General features: G+C 49.3%; 9 protein-coding genes and 4 pseudogenes. 5 read left to right on the top strand and 8 right to left on the bottom strand.

Features of this window, described 5'->3' with window-relative positions; all coding sequences use genetic code 11:
- Window positions 1-78: 78 nt before the first annotated feature.
- Both VRZ32_RS03670 and VRZ32_RS03675 read right to left on the bottom strand, forming a co-directional pair.
- Window positions 79-5,970 carry a YDG domain-containing protein gene (locus VRZ32_RS03670; protein WP_414525029.1) on the bottom strand — a complete coding sequence of 1,964 codons (5,892 nt, stop codon included), beginning with the start codon at window positions 5,968-5,970 and terminating at the stop codon, window positions 79-81.
- 216 nt (window positions 5,971-6,186) lie between these two features.
- Window positions 6,187-7,089, bottom strand: a pseudogene (locus VRZ32_RS03675) (filamentous hemagglutinin N-terminal domain-containing protein); the annotation flags it as partial.
- Between the two features lie 423 nt (window positions 7,090-7,512).
- On the opposite strand from VRZ32_RS03675, the pseudogene VRZ32_RS03680 reads away from it, so the two are divergent.
- Window positions 7,513-8,241: pseudogene (locus VRZ32_RS03680) on the top strand (IS5 family transposase); the annotation flags it as partial.
- A gap of 15 nt (window positions 8,242-8,256) precedes the next feature.
- Here VRZ32_RS03680 and VRZ32_RS03685 read toward each other — a convergent pair.
- The 4 genes and pseudogenes from VRZ32_RS03685 to VRZ32_RS03700 form a co-directional block, all read right to left on the bottom strand.
- Window positions 8,257-9,720 (bottom strand): hypothetical protein, encoded by a 1,464-nt coding sequence (locus VRZ32_RS03685; RefSeq protein ID WP_414524290.1) that lies wholly within the window; start codon window positions 9,718-9,720, stop codon window positions 8,257-8,259.
- 35 nt (window positions 9,721-9,755) lie between these two features.
- Window positions 9,756-10,483 (bottom strand): annotated as a pseudogene (locus VRZ32_RS03690) (IS5 family transposase); the annotation flags it as partial.
- 254 nt (window positions 10,484-10,737) lie between these two features.
- A complete protein-coding gene (locus VRZ32_RS03695; RefSeq protein WP_414524292.1) occupies window positions 10,738-11,499 on the bottom strand; it encodes a VOC family protein in 762 nt (253 codons plus the stop codon).
- A 36-nt stretch (window positions 11,500-11,535) separates the two neighbouring features.
- The gene (locus tag VRZ32_RS03700) at window positions 11,536-11,928 is read right to left on the bottom strand and encodes a VOC family protein (protein WP_414524294.1); all 393 of its coding nucleotides are present in this window, start codon (window positions 11,926-11,928) and stop codon (window positions 11,536-11,538) included.
- A 118-nt stretch (window positions 11,929-12,046) separates the two neighbouring features.
- On the opposite strand from VRZ32_RS03700, the gene VRZ32_RS03705 reads away from it, so the two are divergent.
- The 4 genes and pseudogenes from VRZ32_RS03705 (at window position 12,047) to VRZ32_RS03720 (ending at window position 15,347) form a co-directional block, all read left to right on the top strand.
- Window positions 12,047-12,613 (top strand): MarR family winged helix-turn-helix transcriptional regulator, encoded by a 567-nt coding sequence (locus VRZ32_RS03705; RefSeq protein ID WP_414524296.1) that lies wholly within the window; start codon window positions 12,047-12,049, stop codon window positions 12,611-12,613.
- 41 nt (window positions 12,614-12,654) lie between these two features.
- Window positions 12,655-13,743 carry a bifunctional DNA-binding transcriptional regulator/O6-methylguanine-DNA methyltransferase Ada gene (gene ada / locus VRZ32_RS03710; RefSeq protein WP_414524298.1) on the top strand — a complete coding sequence of 363 codons (1,089 nt, stop codon included), beginning with the start codon at window positions 12,655-12,657 and terminating at the stop codon, window positions 13,741-13,743.
- On the top strand, window positions 13,740-14,663 hold the full coding sequence (locus VRZ32_RS03715; RefSeq protein ID WP_414524300.1) for a DNA-3-methyladenine glycosylase family protein: 924 nt from the start codon (window positions 13,740-13,742) through the stop codon (window positions 14,661-14,663). Before ada ends, VRZ32_RS03715 begins: the two co-directional genes overlap by 4 nt.
- Before the next feature lie 74 nt (window positions 14,664-14,737).
- Window positions 14,738-15,347, top strand: a pseudogene (locus VRZ32_RS03720) (NAD(P)-dependent oxidoreductase).
- A 10-nt stretch (window positions 15,348-15,357) separates the two neighbouring features.
- Here VRZ32_RS03720 and VRZ32_RS03725 read toward each other — a convergent pair.
- Both VRZ32_RS03725 and VRZ32_RS03730 read right to left on the bottom strand, forming a co-directional pair.
- Window positions 15,358-16,101, bottom strand: coding sequence for an SDR family NAD(P)-dependent oxidoreductase (locus VRZ32_RS03725; protein ID WP_414524302.1), 744 nt, complete (start codon window positions 16,099-16,101; stop codon window positions 15,358-15,360).
- Between the two features lies 1 nt (window position 16,102).
- Window positions 16,103-17,044 carry a 3-hydroxyacyl-CoA dehydrogenase gene (locus VRZ32_RS03730; protein WP_414524304.1) on the bottom strand — a complete coding sequence of 314 codons (942 nt, stop codon included), beginning with the start codon at window positions 17,042-17,044 and terminating at the stop codon, window positions 16,103-16,105.
- Window positions 17,045-17,081: the final 37 nt, after the last annotated feature.

Below are 17,081 nucleotides of genomic sequence, written 5' to 3' on the forward strand. Positions count from 1 at the left end.
CTCAGCAGCCTTCATTCCAAAATTAAAGATGATGCAGTTTGATCTCAACCGTGCAAGTGGTGGCTCTTGTTGATTGGATCACCTTATAATCGCATTAACAGAAACTGCACTGTTTGCCAGAACATAATTCAATGCAGCGCCAAGACCCATAGCAGCATCAGTTACCTGCCAAGTACCGGTCACAATAACATTGCCAGCATTGGGGCTGCTGTATTTACCATTTATCAGATTAAGCGTTAAATGCTCACCTCCAACGCCAGTAAAAATCTGCCGACTAGCTAAGGTAAACACGTCGCTACCATCATAAGCCTTATCAGCCTTGAATGTTTGCCTGGAAACATTAATAACAGCAGGTGTAATCGTAGCAGCGAGCGAAAATGTGGGAGACACAAGTTCGTAGTTATTGCTATTACGCCTCCCGCCAACAACCGATACAACCTTCCAAACGCCTGAGACAGAGGTCAAGCCCGCATTCGCATCTGCATAAAGACCATTCTGAAGGCGAATAGTCAGTGCTTCGCCATTAATGCCTGTATTGATACCTGTAACTGCTGCCGGTGAAAAAATATTCCGACCATCATAAACCTTATCGGCGCTTATAGAAGCGACCGCAGCATTGATTGTTGCAGCGTCGATTTTAGCCTTTGCTATCGTTACATTCTTCAAAGACAAGGATACATTGGCAAGCTGATAGTTTTTAGACATGCCACTGTCATCTGAAAGCACCCAGCGCCCCGTGACGTTTCTAAGGCCAGCATCGGCCGCGCTATAACGCCCTCCCGTAAGCGACAACGTTAAGGACTCGCTACCAACACCCGTCGCAATTGATTGATCCGCATAGGAAAATACCGTGCTGCCGTCATACGTTTTATCGGCATTTATAACCAGGCCCAGATCAGAGACATTAATCATGGCCTTCCTGATTGTGGCAGTGGCATTCTTGAATTCTGTTTGTGCCAACCTGTAATTACCAACATTGGAGTCTGCACTGACAATATTCCAGGTACCTGTAACACTGGTTCTGCCAGCGTTTGCATCGGCATAGGTAGCGCCAGCCAACGAGACAATAATATTCTCATTATTGACGCCTTTGACAGTCTGATCGGCCAATATGAAAATATTGCTTCCGTCATAAGTCTTATTCGGATCTATTTTTAAACCCGACAAACTAATGACAGCTTGCTTTATCTCTCCAGCTTGAATGTAATTAACATCATTAAATTTATAATTACTAATAAGTGCCTTATTGCCCGCTATACCGGTAATACTAGCGACACCGGTCACATCAATGCCTGAACCAGCATTAGCGTCAGCATATCGCAGATCATCCAGTGTTATCGTAAGCCGCTCATTCCCTGCACCAGAAATGGTCTGGAGGAAGGAGCCATCTTTGGTAACATTCGTTGTGCCATCATATGTCTTGACTAATTTATTGCCTAGATTAACAGCGCTTATGTCAATTGTCTTCTGCGTTATAGCTGCTGCAATAGAAAAGCTATTATCTGCCTTGCTGCTGGTATCAACGAGTATGTAGTTTGAAGCAAGGTTCTTATTGCCTTCAGCGCTAATTATCCGCCATTGACCAATAACTTGTGTGCCCGCAACATCAGCATCTTTTTCATTATAAGCAAGACCACCTAACGTAAGCTGAATGGTCTCATTCGTTACAGCATGGGTAAAATTATAAGCGGCAGAGTATTTATCGCCATAGGCGAATTTAGTTGTCGCATCATATTCCCGCGTAAGATCATCTAACGCGATTATGCCATCCGTATTAAATTTACTCGTCACATCTCCAACAAGAAGCTGCGCCTTATCTACCGTCAAGAGGCGGTTGGCATACGTGATGGCGTAATTATTCGCTGTTCCTGTGTTATCAAAGGCAGCATTTATTGTGTATTTACCTGCATTAACTGCGCCAACAGCATGACCGCTCAAAGACACGCCACCCAGGTCAGCGATGCTCTGACCGAAAGCAAGCGTACTACCATCGACAAGCGTTGGCGCGAGACTTGCTCCCGTCCACGCCTGACCATCGTAGGTTTTCTGGTCTGTAATATCGAGTGTTATCGCTTTTTTTGCTACAAGGATGCCGGTCGTATATACAATACGGAACCCTTGATCTGTAGCCACGCTGCCTGCGGCCCCTAGGGATATTGTTTGCTTACCTGCGTTTAATGGGCCGATATTGTAATCGGCTTGCGTGCCAAAGTTGAAAGCTGCCGCGGTTTTATCATATGCGGCATCATCTTTTGCGTAAGCGCCAGCACCATAGATTACGGTATTTTGCGATAATGCGGAATTATCGACGGATACAGTGCTATCACCATAAGTTATTCCGCCCAAGCCGACACTTGAATGCACACGAATTACTTTAGAAAGCGCATATAATTCTGGATTATAGCCCTCTCCGGGAGGCGCCCAGATGATACTAAAATTCCATCCGGTAGCCTTGCTCATGAAAATGGCTGTATCCTTAAACTCTGCTGCGCTCAAACCAATGATACCTGCCGTAGAAGATGCTCCCGCGCCAACAACTACACCTTGATTGTTGACATCAGTATTCCAGAAGCTCCCATTGATCGTGCCACCAGTAAAGAAGCCAACAAGCCCACCCACATTAACATTTGTTGATATAAGTTCTGCAGAACCAGTTGCATAAATGCGCGAGATCCGTCCACTTTCTGCCCAGCCAACCAAACCGCCCACATTATTTGCTGATCCAGGCGCGAGATCCTGAGCAGACACTTTGCCAGTTGCATAGGCGTCGTCTATGGTCCCTCTGTTTCTTCCAACCAGACCACCAACCTGATTAAGCCCTGCAATGGTTGCAGTTGCATAAGCAATAATAATGCTACCAGCATTATCACCAACAAGCCCACCAGCCTGCTTGCCAGTGCTCGTTACAGAAGAAGCCTTGCTTGTTATCTGATTGGTATCGACATAAGATTGCTTGATAATACCTTGATTGTACCCAACAAGCCCGCCAATTTGTGCATCACCTGTTACAGTGACACCCTCTGAAAATACAGCTTCGATCAGGCCACGGGATTGGTTGTTACCAACAAATCCTCCGCCTTCAATGACATTATCCGCTGCTTTGCCTACCACGACATCCTTAACAGCTGCATCTCGGATACGCGCATTGTTTACACCTGCAAAGCCACCGATTCCACTAGCTCCATAGACCGCACTTAAGCTAACCGCCGCCTTCTCTATAGAGCCCCCCAAATCATTCAGGCCAACAAGCCCACCTCCCTGCAACATATGCGCAGTAACGACCGCATTTGTTACAGTAGCGTTGCGCACAACGCCTTTATTAATGCCTACTAATCCGCCAACACTTTCTCTTGCATATATTGTTGCCGAACCATCAATGAAAACATTATCAAGCGTACCAGTATTCACCCCCACCAGACCGCCAACGGCAGTTCCTGATGCTTTCAGCATCATATGGATGTCGACGTTACTGATACTGGCATTTTTAACCGTGAAAGTATTAACTCCAATCAAACCGCCAATGTTCACTCCTGTTGGAACGCTATTGCCATAGTTGATGTGAACATTGGAGGCAGAAACATCAGTAATCTTGCCCGCGCCCACTGTCTGTCCTGCCAGCGCGCCAACCCAATTATTGCCTGTAACATAAGCATTATTCAGCGTCACATCATGAACGTGAGCGCCATACCCCAAAACTCCGAACAGGCCAGTATTATTATCAAATTTACGCGAGATAAAGAGGTTCTGGATTTTAAAACCATTACCATTAAATGTACCCGTGAAAGCATTATTGCTATTGCCGATTGGAGAAAACCCATAACGCTCAGCCGTATCGTCCTTGGTATTTACATTCCTCCAGTGGCCATTTCCATTTGCCAATGCCGCAGAGAGATCAAGATCATTGCCAAGGATGTAAGTTCTATTGCCAGTTAATCTATCTTGCGCGTGCGCGCTGATGAGTTGAAGCTGGTTCGCATTGCTAATATTATATGTATTGGCGATAGGCAGGCCATTATTACCGTATGCAACGCCTAGAACATCAAGCTCCATACGTAAGAATGGGCGCGTATCACCCTCAAGCATATACCAAGCGCCAGTTTTGCTAAAATCAAAGCCCTTGTAACTCAATTGCGAGAAGGCATTGATATTTGAAAGCGCAATTATGCCAGCAGTACTATGACCGTTTGTGTTTTTGCCAACACCCTGAGTGGCTTCGCCACCAGCAGACGAGTTCCAAAAACTATTGGTTACAATAGAGACCCCATCCCAGGTTCCGATTAAACCCCCTGGGGGATTTGCAGAATTAATAGTCGTAACACTTCCCGAAGCATAACTATAAGTAATTTTCCCTAGAATTGTAGTGCTCGTATTGGTTATAAATCCAACAAGACCACCGGCAGTTAATGCCTTAACACTTCCAGTTGCATATGAATTGTCAATTGAACCGTAGCTTGAACCAACGAGACCTCCCCCATTGAGTGCAGCATCGACATTTCCTGTAGCATATGCGCGGCTGATCGTGCCCTCATAGCCAAGCACCCCTACAAGACCGCCAACAACCTGCCCCGTAACAGGGATCTCTGCAAAAGAATTGGTAATCCCGCCTTTATTAGAACTTCCAACAAGCCCCCCGGCATATTTAAAATTAACATTTCCTCCAACTATCCCTGCCCCTTCCTGAACAGATGAAGCTGTAATATTACCTGCTGCATAACCAATAAGGCCACCCGTATAGAGATCGCCTACTATATTAACATTTCTAACATGCACATTCTCCACGAGAGAAGCGGCCGTGGTCTGTCCCGCTAATGCCCCCACAGAATTTGCTGCTGGGGCATTAATTGTGACATTTCTCAGATTAAGATTACGAACAATTCCTGTATCAATATTGCCAAACAGGCCCAGATAATTGCCGCTGGCACTAATAGAATAATTACTTATCTCATTGTTCAAGCCATTGAAGGTGCCTTTAAATCCGCCAATACCACCAACCGTGCCGATAGGAGTTAAAGCCGCCCCTCCAAAATCAATATTCTTGCCGAGCGCATAATACCCAGAAAGCGTGGCTGCACTGCTCCGAATAAACGAAAGATCAGCCGCATTATTGACCAGCTTGTACGATTCAATAATTGTACCGCCGATGTTATGATTTGAAAATGCGCGCGTAATTGCCCCATCGCTACCCACGACGTCATTTGCGCCATTGTGCAGAATGAGCGTTCCGCCGCGAACATTAAGTTGATTGTTTAATATTACTGTTCCTGTACCAATGCCCGTAGCGTCTGCACGCAGCACAAGCCCACCCAAGCCTGTGTTGCGCATGGTCTCATTAATAGTAATATTGCGATACGCCTCTAGTGTGAGTGTATTACTGCCACTCCATACGAAAGGAGAATTAGTGCCGTTTCCTACGGAAATATCACCGTCTCCAGCGCCAACAGAACCCGTTTTTACCTTAACATTACTTTTAGAGAGTGCTCTCTGCAGGGTTGCATAAGTAAGATAAGATGTTTCTCTATCAGCCGTGAACTCACCATCCTTGGCTACGAGATCGGTCACTGCGGTATCAATGATTTTAATATTATAGGGGTCAAGCAGCAATTCGCCCGCCCCCTCTGAACCAGAGAGATCGGCATCACCAGTATAGCTCAGAAGCACTTTACCAGAGATTTCCGCATCACCGCCCCGCCCTGCTGCGCTTCTGGCGCTCACTTCGCCGGCAAAGTCTGTCTCGATATCCGACCACAGAACAACTTTACCGCCGTCGCCCGCCGTGCCATCTGCAGCGATACGTGCGCCTTCTGCAACCTTCAGTGTTTTTGCAGTCTTAATCCGTTCAGCTGCATAGTTATTCGCAACCTCCACGCCGCCCTGATAATCACCGCCGACAAGCGCAACACCGCCAAGAGTGCCAGAAACATCGATTAAACTATACCGATCGAGCTCAATCTCCTGCCCCTCGACAAGCACTAATCCGCCAGCGCCACTCGGCTGCCCAACGGTACTTTCAATCCCTGCCGGCCCTACGGTCACGGCCCCCCGGCCACTGGCGTCCAACTGCGCATCAACCTTAACGGTTTTTGCCGAAACCCGAATTTCGCCACCGCGAGCTGCGCCAGCAGTCGCAGCAACCGCGCGACGTGCTTCAACACGCTGGGTAACTTCAACCGTACCACCACTACCGGCTGTCAGATAAACTCGCCCACCTCGCACCGATGTACCCGTGGCAGAAATAACGCCCTGCGTGTTGCCAGCAAGCGCATACACATTGCCGCCATTTGCCCGCAGCTCAACTTCCGCCGCCCTGATGGAGCCACTATTCTTAACGCGCGTATGAGCGCCCCCTGTTTTCACAACAAAGCGGCCGCCATCCTGCGCGCGGTCCTGCACCAATACTTCTGAGCCCGCGACAAGCGCTGCAGTGCCATTCCTTGCAGAAATTTCACCCGTATTTTCGACAACCTGGCCGATCAGCGCGACATCACCTCCCAATGCGCCAATACGACCGGCATTCACGACCGCAGCACCACTGGTACCCTTTAATGTATACGCTTCACCACGAGCAGCCTTGCTGAACTCCTCATTCGAGAGCTCGAGCGTCGATCCTACAAAAGAGCCACCTGTCTCCACGCGCCCTGTTGAGCCAACAGCCACACCCGCCGGATTGACGAGGTATACTGAACCTGTGGCTGTTAAGCTGCCATCGATCTGCGATGCGACATTGCCCCGAACCCGGTTTAAGGTTGCGCCTGCACCGTTATCAAAGTGCACGCTATTTGATTGACCAATCGAAAACTGATCCCAGGAGATAATGGCAGTCGGAGAATTTTGCTGAACTGAAAGATGGCTACCCGCCCCACCGATGGCGGCCTGCCCACCCGTAACAATGCCTCCCGTCGGCAAAGCCTGCGCCATTGCTAAACCCGGAGAAAGCGCTGCGGAGAAAGCAAGCCCGACACCCGCAACGCCATACCTTAGCTTGCGCAGCCGAGAAGTTAGCATATTTGATTGAACGAGCGAGGAAGTGATGCCTTCAGCGACAATGCCGACTATTGCCCCCTGAGAAACCAAGCGCTTGACAGAGGCCATGCAATCCAATCCCTTAAAAGTACGCTACATTAATTACGAAAACATATCATAAGAAAAAAGAAATATCATCAAGCCAACCCGCAGATGCAGCAATAATAAGACAGCTCCAGTTAGGCGTCGATTAAACAAGCAACTAACACTGCAGCATTAAGAATTATAAATAAAAAGAAGGCGCGAGCATTACGCTCGCGCCATTTAACGTATTAGATCACCAATGATATAATCATTACCAGAGAAAATTCAATAGCAGAGCACATTTTGCCTTATAACAAATCTAGAGTTAGATTTATTCAGTAGCAATTAATAGATTAGGTTAAGCCTTCAAATTAACGAATATTTATAAGTGTTTTGATTCACTCCCATCATCGCTTTAATTTTGAGGTTTCTGATGGGTGGATATCCTTTTTATATCAATGACATTGCCTGGTCCAAATTGCAGGATTTGTTGCCGAAGGTGAAGCGGGGACGGCGGCGTGTAAATGATCGGCGGGTCGTATCGGGGATTGTTTATGTTCTTCAGTCGGGTGTGATGTGGCGGCAGGCTCCGGCGATTTACGGACCACACAAAACACTTTACACGCGCTATCAACGCTGGAACGCTCAGGGCGTCTGGACGCGTATTTTTCAGGCTTTATCCGAAAAAGACGCGCAAGATGAGACACTTATGATAGATTCGACCACGATACGGGTACAGCGTTCGGCTCTTGGCGCCCAAAAAAAGGATGTCCTGCCACAGGTCGATCTTGCGGCGGTTGGACGAGTAAAATCCACCTGGCCTGTAACGGGCGCGGCAAACCCGTCGCATGGTTGATCACGGGTGGCAACATTCACGATGTTTGCCTCGCCCCGCTGCTGATCAACGCCTGCAATCATCCAAATTTACGCCAGATACTGGCGGATACAGGCTATGTTTCCAAAGACATCCGCGCCTGCGTTGAAGCCGCAAACATCACATATTGTGTGCCAGACCGAAAAAATGCAAAAGTCAAAAATACAATTGATACAGAGCTTTATAAAAAAAGATGGAGGGTGGAGGCATGCTTTGCCAAACTCAAAAACTGGCGCCGCATCGCTACACGATATGACAAATCAGCTCAATCGTTCCTCAACGCCGTAACAATCGCTATCTTATTCTCGTATTACTTAATTTGAATCCTCAGCCTAGAACTAGCCTGTACACATTGTAATAAACCCTGAAATTCCAGGATGAGCTTTCTCAGCATCAGCATAAAACCGACCTTGATCAATGCGGCTGCAACGAATACTCATCATCAGCTTCCCAATATCACTCTGGAATCCAACATTCTCATTAGAATCGCTGGCACTGGCATGCTCTAGCTTATGAATGATATATATTGCTGCCTCATCGGTAACATATCCCATTTCTTTGGTTGAAAGACCCAGGAATACAGAAAGATTAAGCAGTTGAAAGGCTCCCCCTGAAAGGCCGCTGACCACAGAAGCGCTAAGCTCTCCAAGAACTTTAACTGAAAGACCATTGAGCACAGAAGCATCAAGCCATTTAAGTGCTTCTTGCGAAAGACCATTGAGCACAGAAGCGTTAAGCTCTCCAAGAACTTCAACTGAAAGACTGTTGAGCACAGAAGCATCAAGCCATTTAAGTGCTTCTTGCGAAAGCTTGTTTAGATCAGAAGCATCAAGTTTTGTAAGGTCCTCAGCCGAAAGCGTGTTGAGACCAGTTCGAACCATAATCATCTCTCGAGCGTCATTCGAAAGTTTTTCGGACACAGAAGGATTAAGATTTTTAAGCGCGTCAACTGAAAGACAGCCGAGCACAGAAGCATCAAACGCTCCAATTGCATTATCAGAAAGACCATTGAGCACAGAAGCATTAAGCCCTTTAAGCGCATCATCCGAAAGGTCGTAAAACACAGAGACATCAAGCTCTTCCAATGCTTCCCTAGAGAGATAATTTATTATCCACGCGTTCAATACCTTAAGTGTCTCAGGCGAAAGATTATTCAACACTCGCGCTTGAAGACGCCCATATATGTACTCGCCATAGTCATCTCTACGGTTATCAGCACAATATAAAACATTCAGGTTGATTTTTCCAAGCGCCTCGATAGAAAGCTTATTCAGCAGTTCAACATCAAGCCGAGAATAAGGAATATCAGAAAAACAGTTTAAGAAATGTCCATCAAGCTTCTTAACCTCTGCATCTGGAAGATCCTTAAGCATTTGATTGCAATCCCAGACACTAATCGTCTTTCCATCATCAACACCCCGGCGTCCATAGCTAATATTATCCTTTAAGGTATCATGCGAAATATTATTTATAAAATGCGCCTTATTTATCAGCTTATCCCTAAAGCAAACTCCCAGCACCTGGGCATTAAGCTTAGAAATTTCTTCACCAGGAAGCATGTTCAGGACAAATGAATTCAATGACCGCAGCCGGTCTTCGCTAAAACTATTAAGCTCAGCCGCATCAACCAATGAGAAACATGATCTCACAGTGAGCTGCAAGGTATCCCACAATCGTTTCAGATGATGAAACGCATCAACAATCCAACACACTTTTTGCGGCACAGGCGGAGGTGGAGGCGCTACATGAACCAGGTTGCGTTGCAAGTGGAACGTCTGGGGCATTACCATAACACTAGCCATTATAAAAACTCCCAATAAAATGATAGGCTGAGGATTCAAATTAAGTAATACGAGAATAAGATAGCGATTGTTACGGCGTTGAGGAACGATTGAGCTGATTTGTCATATCGTGTAGCGATGCGGCGCCAGTTTTTGAGTTTGGCAAAGCATGCCTCCACCCTCCATCTTTTTTTATAAAGCTCTGTATCAATTGTATTTTTGACTTTTGCATTTTTTCGGTCTGGCACACAATATGTGATGTTTGCGGCTTCAACGCAGGCGCGGATGTCTTTGGAAACATAGCCTGTATCCGCCAGTATCTGGCGTAAATTTGGATGATTGCAGGCGTTGATCAGCAGCGGGGCGAGGCAAACATCGTGAATGTTGCCACCCGTGATCAACCATGCGACGGGTTTGCCGCGCCCGTTACAGGCCAGGTGGATTTTACTCGTCCAACCGCCGCAAGATCGACCTGTGGCAGGACATCCTTTTTTTGGGCGCCAAGAGCCGAACGCTGTACCCGTATCGTGGTCGAATCTATCATAAGTGTCTCATCTTGCGCGTCTTTTTCGGATAAAGCCTGAAAAATACGCGTCCAGACGCCCTGAGCGTTCCAGCGTTGATAGCGCGTGTAAAGTGTTTTGTGTGGTCCGTAAATCGCCGGAGCCTGCCGCCACATCACACCCGACTGAAGAACATAAACAATCCCCGATACGACCCGCCGATCATTTACACGCCGCCGTCCCCGCTTCACCTTCGGCAACAAATCCTGCAATTTGGACCAGGCAATGTCATTGATATAAAAAGGATATCCACCCATCAGAAACCTCAAAATTAAAGCGATGATGGGAGTGAATCAAAACACTTATAAATATTCGTTAATTTGAAGGCTTAACCTAATTCTAATCAATTAGTCTAGTAAAATTTATCTTGAGAAAATTGTCTTGAATGCTACGAAAACATAAAATCATTTACCCGTCAACAAGAAACCAGGATACGGCGCTCACCAGAAAGCACCGCGCCTGATAAATCAAGCATTCATGCCCCTCCTGGCGGCTGCACAAGAGCAAATGATACACCTTGAGGGTCGTTAGCAATGACGATCCACGCACCACCAGGCACTTCATGCGGACCGTGCAATACTTTACCACCATTACTTGTAATACGCTCAATGGCGGCGTTTATATTGTCTACGTTGATATAAAATTGCCAATAGGCCAGCGGACAATCCTTCGTTCTTGTCATCATACCACCGACAGGGTCGTTCCCAGCTGTGAAAATTCGGTAGATGCCCATCTCGCCCATATCAAGATCTTCGCTCTTCGACCAACCAAACAAGCCGGAATAGAACGCAAAGGCAGACTCCATTGTATCGGCATTCAATTCTGACCATCCGAATGTTCCGGGCCGCATGTGTTCCCCAGTGCATTCCGGCTGATCTGTCAAAGCCTGATGGATCGCGAAGACTACCCCTTGTGGATCAGCAAGCACAGCATAGCGAACCATATCTGGCACGTCGTTCGGGCCGTAAATAAGCTTCGCGCCAGCATCGCGCGCACGCTTCAAGGTTGCATCAAGATTATCGACCAAAATGGAGCCGGTCCATGATGGCGGCGAACCATCCACCTCTGATACACCAGCCACAGGCGTATCACCTGCGCTCAGCCAGGTATAAGGCTTATCAGAGATTGTCGTCTGCTCTGCGGTCCAGCCAACGACTGCGCCATAAAACGCAACCGCTGCGTTAACGTCAGGCGTCGCTAGCTCGTACCAGGTGAAACATGGAAGTCGGGATGTCATCGTCTTCTCCAATTCTTCAGTGGGAGTGAAACGCGCTCACGCTTCTTTCATCCAGAATATCTCCCAGATGTGACCGTCGGGGTCGTTAAATGCACGACCATACATAAACCCAAGGTCCTCGGGTTCACGCACATCACTACCTCCCGCAGCAATGGCCTTATGAAAGAACTCATCAACCTCCTCCCTGCTATCGACAGAAATGGCGGTCAACACTTCAGTGGCCTTGGAAGCATCAACGATTGTTTTCGGGGTAAATTGCGCGAATTTCTGATGGGTCAGCAACATCACATAAATCGTATCGCTAATGACGATGCAGGCTGCCGTTTCATCGGAATATTCAGGATTGCGCTGAAACCCAAAGGCTTCATAAAACGCTGTCGACTTTGCCAGATCGCGCACCGGCAAGTTGATAAATACTTTCGTGGACATGCTACCTCCCGCATCGTTTCTGAGAACCAAATGCGTTGCGCTGACCATGAAAAGGATTTCAATGCGGCCCTTCTTCAATGGCCTTGCATTAATGGATTGATATCAACATAATCATTCAATGTCAAAACACGCTTCGTTGAACGCTTTACTCCAGACTGAAGACATCCCTTATGCTCTGCTTACCAGCTCACCGCTGGTTCGCGATACTTGCCTGTGCCTTTATGTGCAACGTGCAGCGCGGGCTTTAGCGCGTCGATTTGACGATGCCTTGCGATCCTTGGGGCTTACAAACGGGCAGTTTTCGCTATTGATGTCACTTAATCGGCCAGAACCACCCACGATGGGTGCTATGGCAGAGCTGCTTGCATTGGACCGGACAACCCTGACAGCGGCAATCAAACCGCTTGAACGGCGCGGTTTGATTACAGTATCAGTGGATGAGCGAGACCGCCGCAGTCGCAGGCTGTCTCTCACACCATCTGGCCACGCATTGCTTATTCAAGCTATACCGGTTTGGAGAGAGGCCCACGTGGAGGTGGAAGTCGCCCTGCCCGCTGCGACCAACCCTGATGATTTGCGCACCGCTCTTTTAGCATTAAGCGAGCCACAGCCTGGCAAAGTTGCTAATCGCCAGAATGAATTTGAAAGCAAGGAACGGAGTGCAGCCCTCTCCAACGTCGAGTAAAGTTGCATTCAACTCTATTGCTTATCATGATCGGCACAACGATGAACAACCAAGCCTCTATAAACCAACACCTCAACGATCCTCGTTGGCATGCCATCCAACAGCGTGATCAGACTGCAGATGGCCTTTTCTTTTATGCTGTTTCAACGACCGGCATTTACTGTCGCCCCTCCTGCCCGTCGAAAACGGCCAGACCAGAGCACATCCAATTTTTCGATAACTGTGCAGATGCTGAATCTGCGGGATTTCGCGCCTGCCAACGCTGCACGCCCAACGGCCCATCAATTGCTGAAAACATAGCTGCAAGTGTTGCAAAAGCCTGCCGGATCATTGAAGAGGCAGATACTTTGCCAAAGCTTGATGAATTGGCGGCATCGGTGGGCATGAGCGCATCTCATTTCCATCGTCAGTTTAAAGAAATCACTGGCCTCACGCCCAAGTCTTACGGCGCGGCTCATCAGGCAAAGAAGATACGGCAAGAATTATCTGCGCATGACAGCAGCGTCACCGATGCCATATTTGATGCAGGATTCAATGCAAGCAGTCGTTTTTATGCAAATTCCAATGCAATTCTCGGCATGACTCCCACAAGTTTTAAAGCCGGCGGCGAACACATTGTTATACGTTTCGCAATCGGTGCATGTACACTCGGGGCCATATTGGTTGCCTGCAGCGATAAAGGTGTGTGCGCCATATTGATTGGCGATGACCCTGAAGTGTTGGCGCATGATCTGCAAGATCGCTTCCCCAAAGCAGATCTGATCGGCGGCGATGCCGCTTTTGAAGACCTTGTGGCCAAAGTTGTAGGCTTTATCGAAGCGCCACAGCTCGGCCTCGACCTACCCCTTGATATCCGTGGTACAGCGTTTCAACAGCGTGTCTGGCAAGCCCTGCGCGCTATCCCTGTCGGCACAACGGTCTCTTATACAGAGCTGGCCCAAAAAATTGGGGAGCCAAAGGCCGTTCGGGCGGTGGCACAAGCATGCGGCGCAAACAAGCTTGCGGTCGCAATACCTTGCCATCGCGTTGTGCGCAATGATGGCGCACTGTCCGGCTATCGCTGGGGCGTAGAACGCAAGCGTATTCTGCTGGAAACCGAGGCCCAGGCAACGCATGGCGCGCAGAAATGATGACGCCTTTGTCACCTCTCCATATCAGGCTACCGTTTACGCCGCCAATGGCTTGGCCAGTTATGCTGGCCTTTTTCCGTCTACGCGCAATTGCAGGTATCGAAAAAATAGGTGAAACGACCTACACCCGTTCTATCAGGCTCGGCTCTACGCATGGCATGCTTGCCGTGCAGCACCTGGAAGGCACAGATGCGCTGGATGCCCGCATCCACATGGCTGATGAATTTAATTCGGATGAGATCAGTCTCACCGAAATCACCATGCGTTTACGCAGCATGTTTGACCTCGACGCTGATCTGACAGCCATAGCAGACCATTTAAAGCGCGATCCCTACCTTGCACCACTTGTCGCCAAACGTCCCGCAGTCCGCATCGCGGGCCATTGGGAGCCATTTGAGACCGCCATTCGTGCGGTTCTGGGCCAGCAGGTATCACTTGTGGCTGCGCGCCAGCTAACCGCCCGCCTGGTGGATCGGGCTGGCTCACTGATTGATGAGGCATCAACAGATGCTCCACACAGGCTGTTTCCGACACCTCAACAAGTGCTTGCGGCGGACCTTTCAAATATGGGCATGCCAGGAGCGCGCGTCCGTACAATGCAAGCGGTAGCTGAAGCCTTTATCGCCGATCCCTTGCTGTTTAAACGCGGAGAACAGATCGATAATACCGTGGCACGGCTTTCGGCAATTAAAGGCATCGGCCCATGGACGGCGCATTACATCGCTATCAGAGCCTGTCGCGAGCCAGATGGTTTTCCGGCCAGTGATGCGGGATTATTGCGCGGTATGGCAGATGAAGATGGCCAGCGCCCGACACCGCAAAATCTCAGTGCGCGCGCTGAAATCTGGCGTCCATATCGCGCTTATGCAGCTCATCATATTTGGGCGGAAGATGAGCAGAAACTGTCATCCAGAAATTGATAATCCTTGATGCAAATATTATCTAGAACTAACGAAAGTGAATTATCCATCTATCTAGACAAAGGACCTTCACCATGGCTTACATCGCTCTTGTCGGCGCCTCCGGTCAAGCTGGCTCCCGCATTCTGAAGGAATTGTCTGATCGCGGTCATAGCGTCACTGCTATTGCGCGTTCTCCTGAGAAAATTGCGGTACTTCCCAATGTTACGGCAAAGAAAGGCGATGTTTACGATGGGACAGCACTTGCCAACTTATTGAAGGGCCATGACGCCGTCATCAGCGCAGTGCATTTCACGGCCAGCGACCCCGCAACGCTCATTGAAGCCGTCCGCGCTTCAGGCGTGAAGCGCTATCTGGTCGTTGGTGGCGCTGGCAGCCTGCAGATTGAGACAGGTCAACGCCTCGTTGATCTTCCCGACTTCCCGGAAGCCTATAAGGCAGAGGCGACCAAAGGGGCTGAGTTTCTCGACCTGCTGCGGAAAGAAAAAGAGCTGGATTGGACCTTCCTGTCACCTTCAGCAGAATTTATCCCCGGCGAGCGCACGGGCAAGTTCCGTCTTGGGAAGGATACGCTACTTTCCAATGAGAACGGCAGCAAAATTTCTTTCGAGGATTATGCCATTGCCCTTGTCGATGAAATTGAAGACCATGCCTTCCCGTAGCCGCTTCACCGTGGGCTATTGACCCATAGTCATCAGCCCAACGGTCTACCGCCATCAACGGGAATGACCACACCAGTCATAAAGGTCAGCGCAACGGCGGATGCAATAACCGCCTGCGCAATCTCTTGCGGATCTGCCAACCTCTGCAAGGGGGTGCGACGCGCCTGATCATCACGCCAATCTTGATCAAGCGACTTGACGAAATCCGTATCGACAAGACCTGGCGCGATAGACACCACGCGTATCTTTGGTGCCAGCGCACGCCCCAATGATTTCGTCAGATTGTCCACTGCAGCCTTGGAGGCGCAATAGGCAATGTTACTGCCCATGGCCGTGGTGCCCGCAATTGAGGAGATATTCACGATCAATGAATCCGTGCCTTTGCGCAGCAACGGAACGAAAGCGCGCGTAGTGGCGATAACCCCTCTGACATTCACAGTCAGAATCTCGTCAATCAACGCATCATCCAATGCATCAAGATCATCATGCGGCACGAAACGGGTAATTCCGGCGCAGTTGACTAAAAGATCGAGGCCACCAAAGCTCTCGCGTACTTCCTCTGCCGCCTGATTGAGTGCTGACGTATCGTTCACAGGCGCATGGATAGCGCGATGTCCGCTGCCCGGTAATTGCGCAACAAATGCGTGTGCTTTGGGTGCGGTAACGTAGCCAACTCCAACCCTCGCGCCAGCTTGCGCAAGAGCGGCACAAATCGCAGCCCCCAGCCCGCCACTACCGCCTGTGACGAATGCCGTTCTGTTTGCAAGCACACCCATATCACCCCTCTTGCTTTTCGCGGAACGCAGCAAGGCGCATCAGATAGGCATCCCGCCATTCTCTGCGCGCAGCCAAATCACCTGCTGGCAGCGCAACCCGACGTTCAGCATCGGCAGCAGCGATTGCCTCCTGCGACCATGCCCGCGCCGTGGGGCGTGACTGTGCAATGCGATGATATAAAGGTGCGAGCCGCTCGGCATAATCCTTTAAGCCACCGGGAGCATTGAGATCGATTGTCTCGAACGGCCCCATAAACGACCACCGCAAGCCTAGCCCGTATGCAACTGTCTTATCGATATCGGCAGCGCTCGCGTATCCGTCTTCGAACAAGGCCCATGCCTCATTCAATAGCGCGCCTTGCAGACGGTTCAGGATAAAGCCCTCAATCTCACGCCGAACGAGCACCGGCACCTGCCCGACCAAGCTCATCAGATCATTAGCGATAGTGACGACATCAGTATCAGTCCAAGGCGCTGGCACAATCTCCACAACCGGCACGAGATGAGGCGGGTTTACAGGATGCACGACCAGAAACCGTGATCGATTGGTGCATTCCTCAGTAAAGGCAGAACCGGGAATGCCTGAGCTCGAACTGCCTACAACGGCCGCTGAATCCATCGCGGCATCAATGCGGAGCGATATCTGCTTCTTGATATCAACACGCTCGAATACTGACTCCTGAACATACTGCGCAGGCGTAACCGCCGCCTCCAACGTGTCCACCACCTCGATACGTGCAAGCACCTCATCAACCTTATCGACGAGGCCCGCCCCCTGCATATCCTCAAGTGCCCCCTTGAGAAACGCTGGCACGTGATTGCGAATGCCAGCATCGACATCATAGAGCTTCACCTCAAGCCCCGCACGGGCAAACACGATGGCCCAGCCTGATCCCACAAGCCCGGCTCCGACAATGGCAACTGTGCGAATGGCCTTGGTCACGGCATGATCTCCTGAAGCGTTTTGTTCAGTTTATTCA

The organism is Pseudochelatococcus sp. G4_1912, assembly GCF_047501465.1.
In the GTDB taxonomy this organism is placed as follows: Bacteria; Pseudomonadota; Alphaproteobacteria; order Rhizobiales; family Beijerinckiaceae; genus Pseudochelatococcus.

Bases quoted from the DNA above. Each gene is read 5' to 3' on its own strand.
- VRZ32_RS03715 (WP_414524300.1), top strand. From the start codon at position 13,740: ATGATGACGCCTTTGTCACCTCTCCATATCAGGCTACCGTTTACGCCG.
- VRZ32_RS03725 (WP_414524302.1), bottom strand. From the start codon at position 16,101: ATGGGTGTGCTTGCAAACAGAACGGCATTCGTCACAGGCGGTAGTGGC.
- VRZ32_RS03695 (WP_414524292.1), bottom strand. From the start codon at position 11,499: ATGACATCCCGACTTCCATGTTTCACCTGGTACGAGCTAGCGACGCCT.
- VRZ32_RS03685 (WP_414524290.1), bottom strand. From the start codon at position 9,720: ATGGCTAGTGTTATGGTAATGCCCCAGACGTTCCACTTGCAACGCAAC.
- VRZ32_RS03700 (WP_414524294.1), bottom strand. From the start codon at position 11,928: ATGTCCACGAAAGTATTTATCAACTTGCCGGTGCGCGATCTGGCAAAG.
- ada (WP_414524298.1), top strand. From the start codon at position 12,655: ATGAACAACCAAGCCTCTATAAACCAACACCTCAACGATCCTCGTTGG.
- VRZ32_RS03705 (WP_414524296.1), top strand. From the start codon at position 12,047: ATGTCAAAACACGCTTCGTTGAACGCTTTACTCCAGACTGAAGACATC.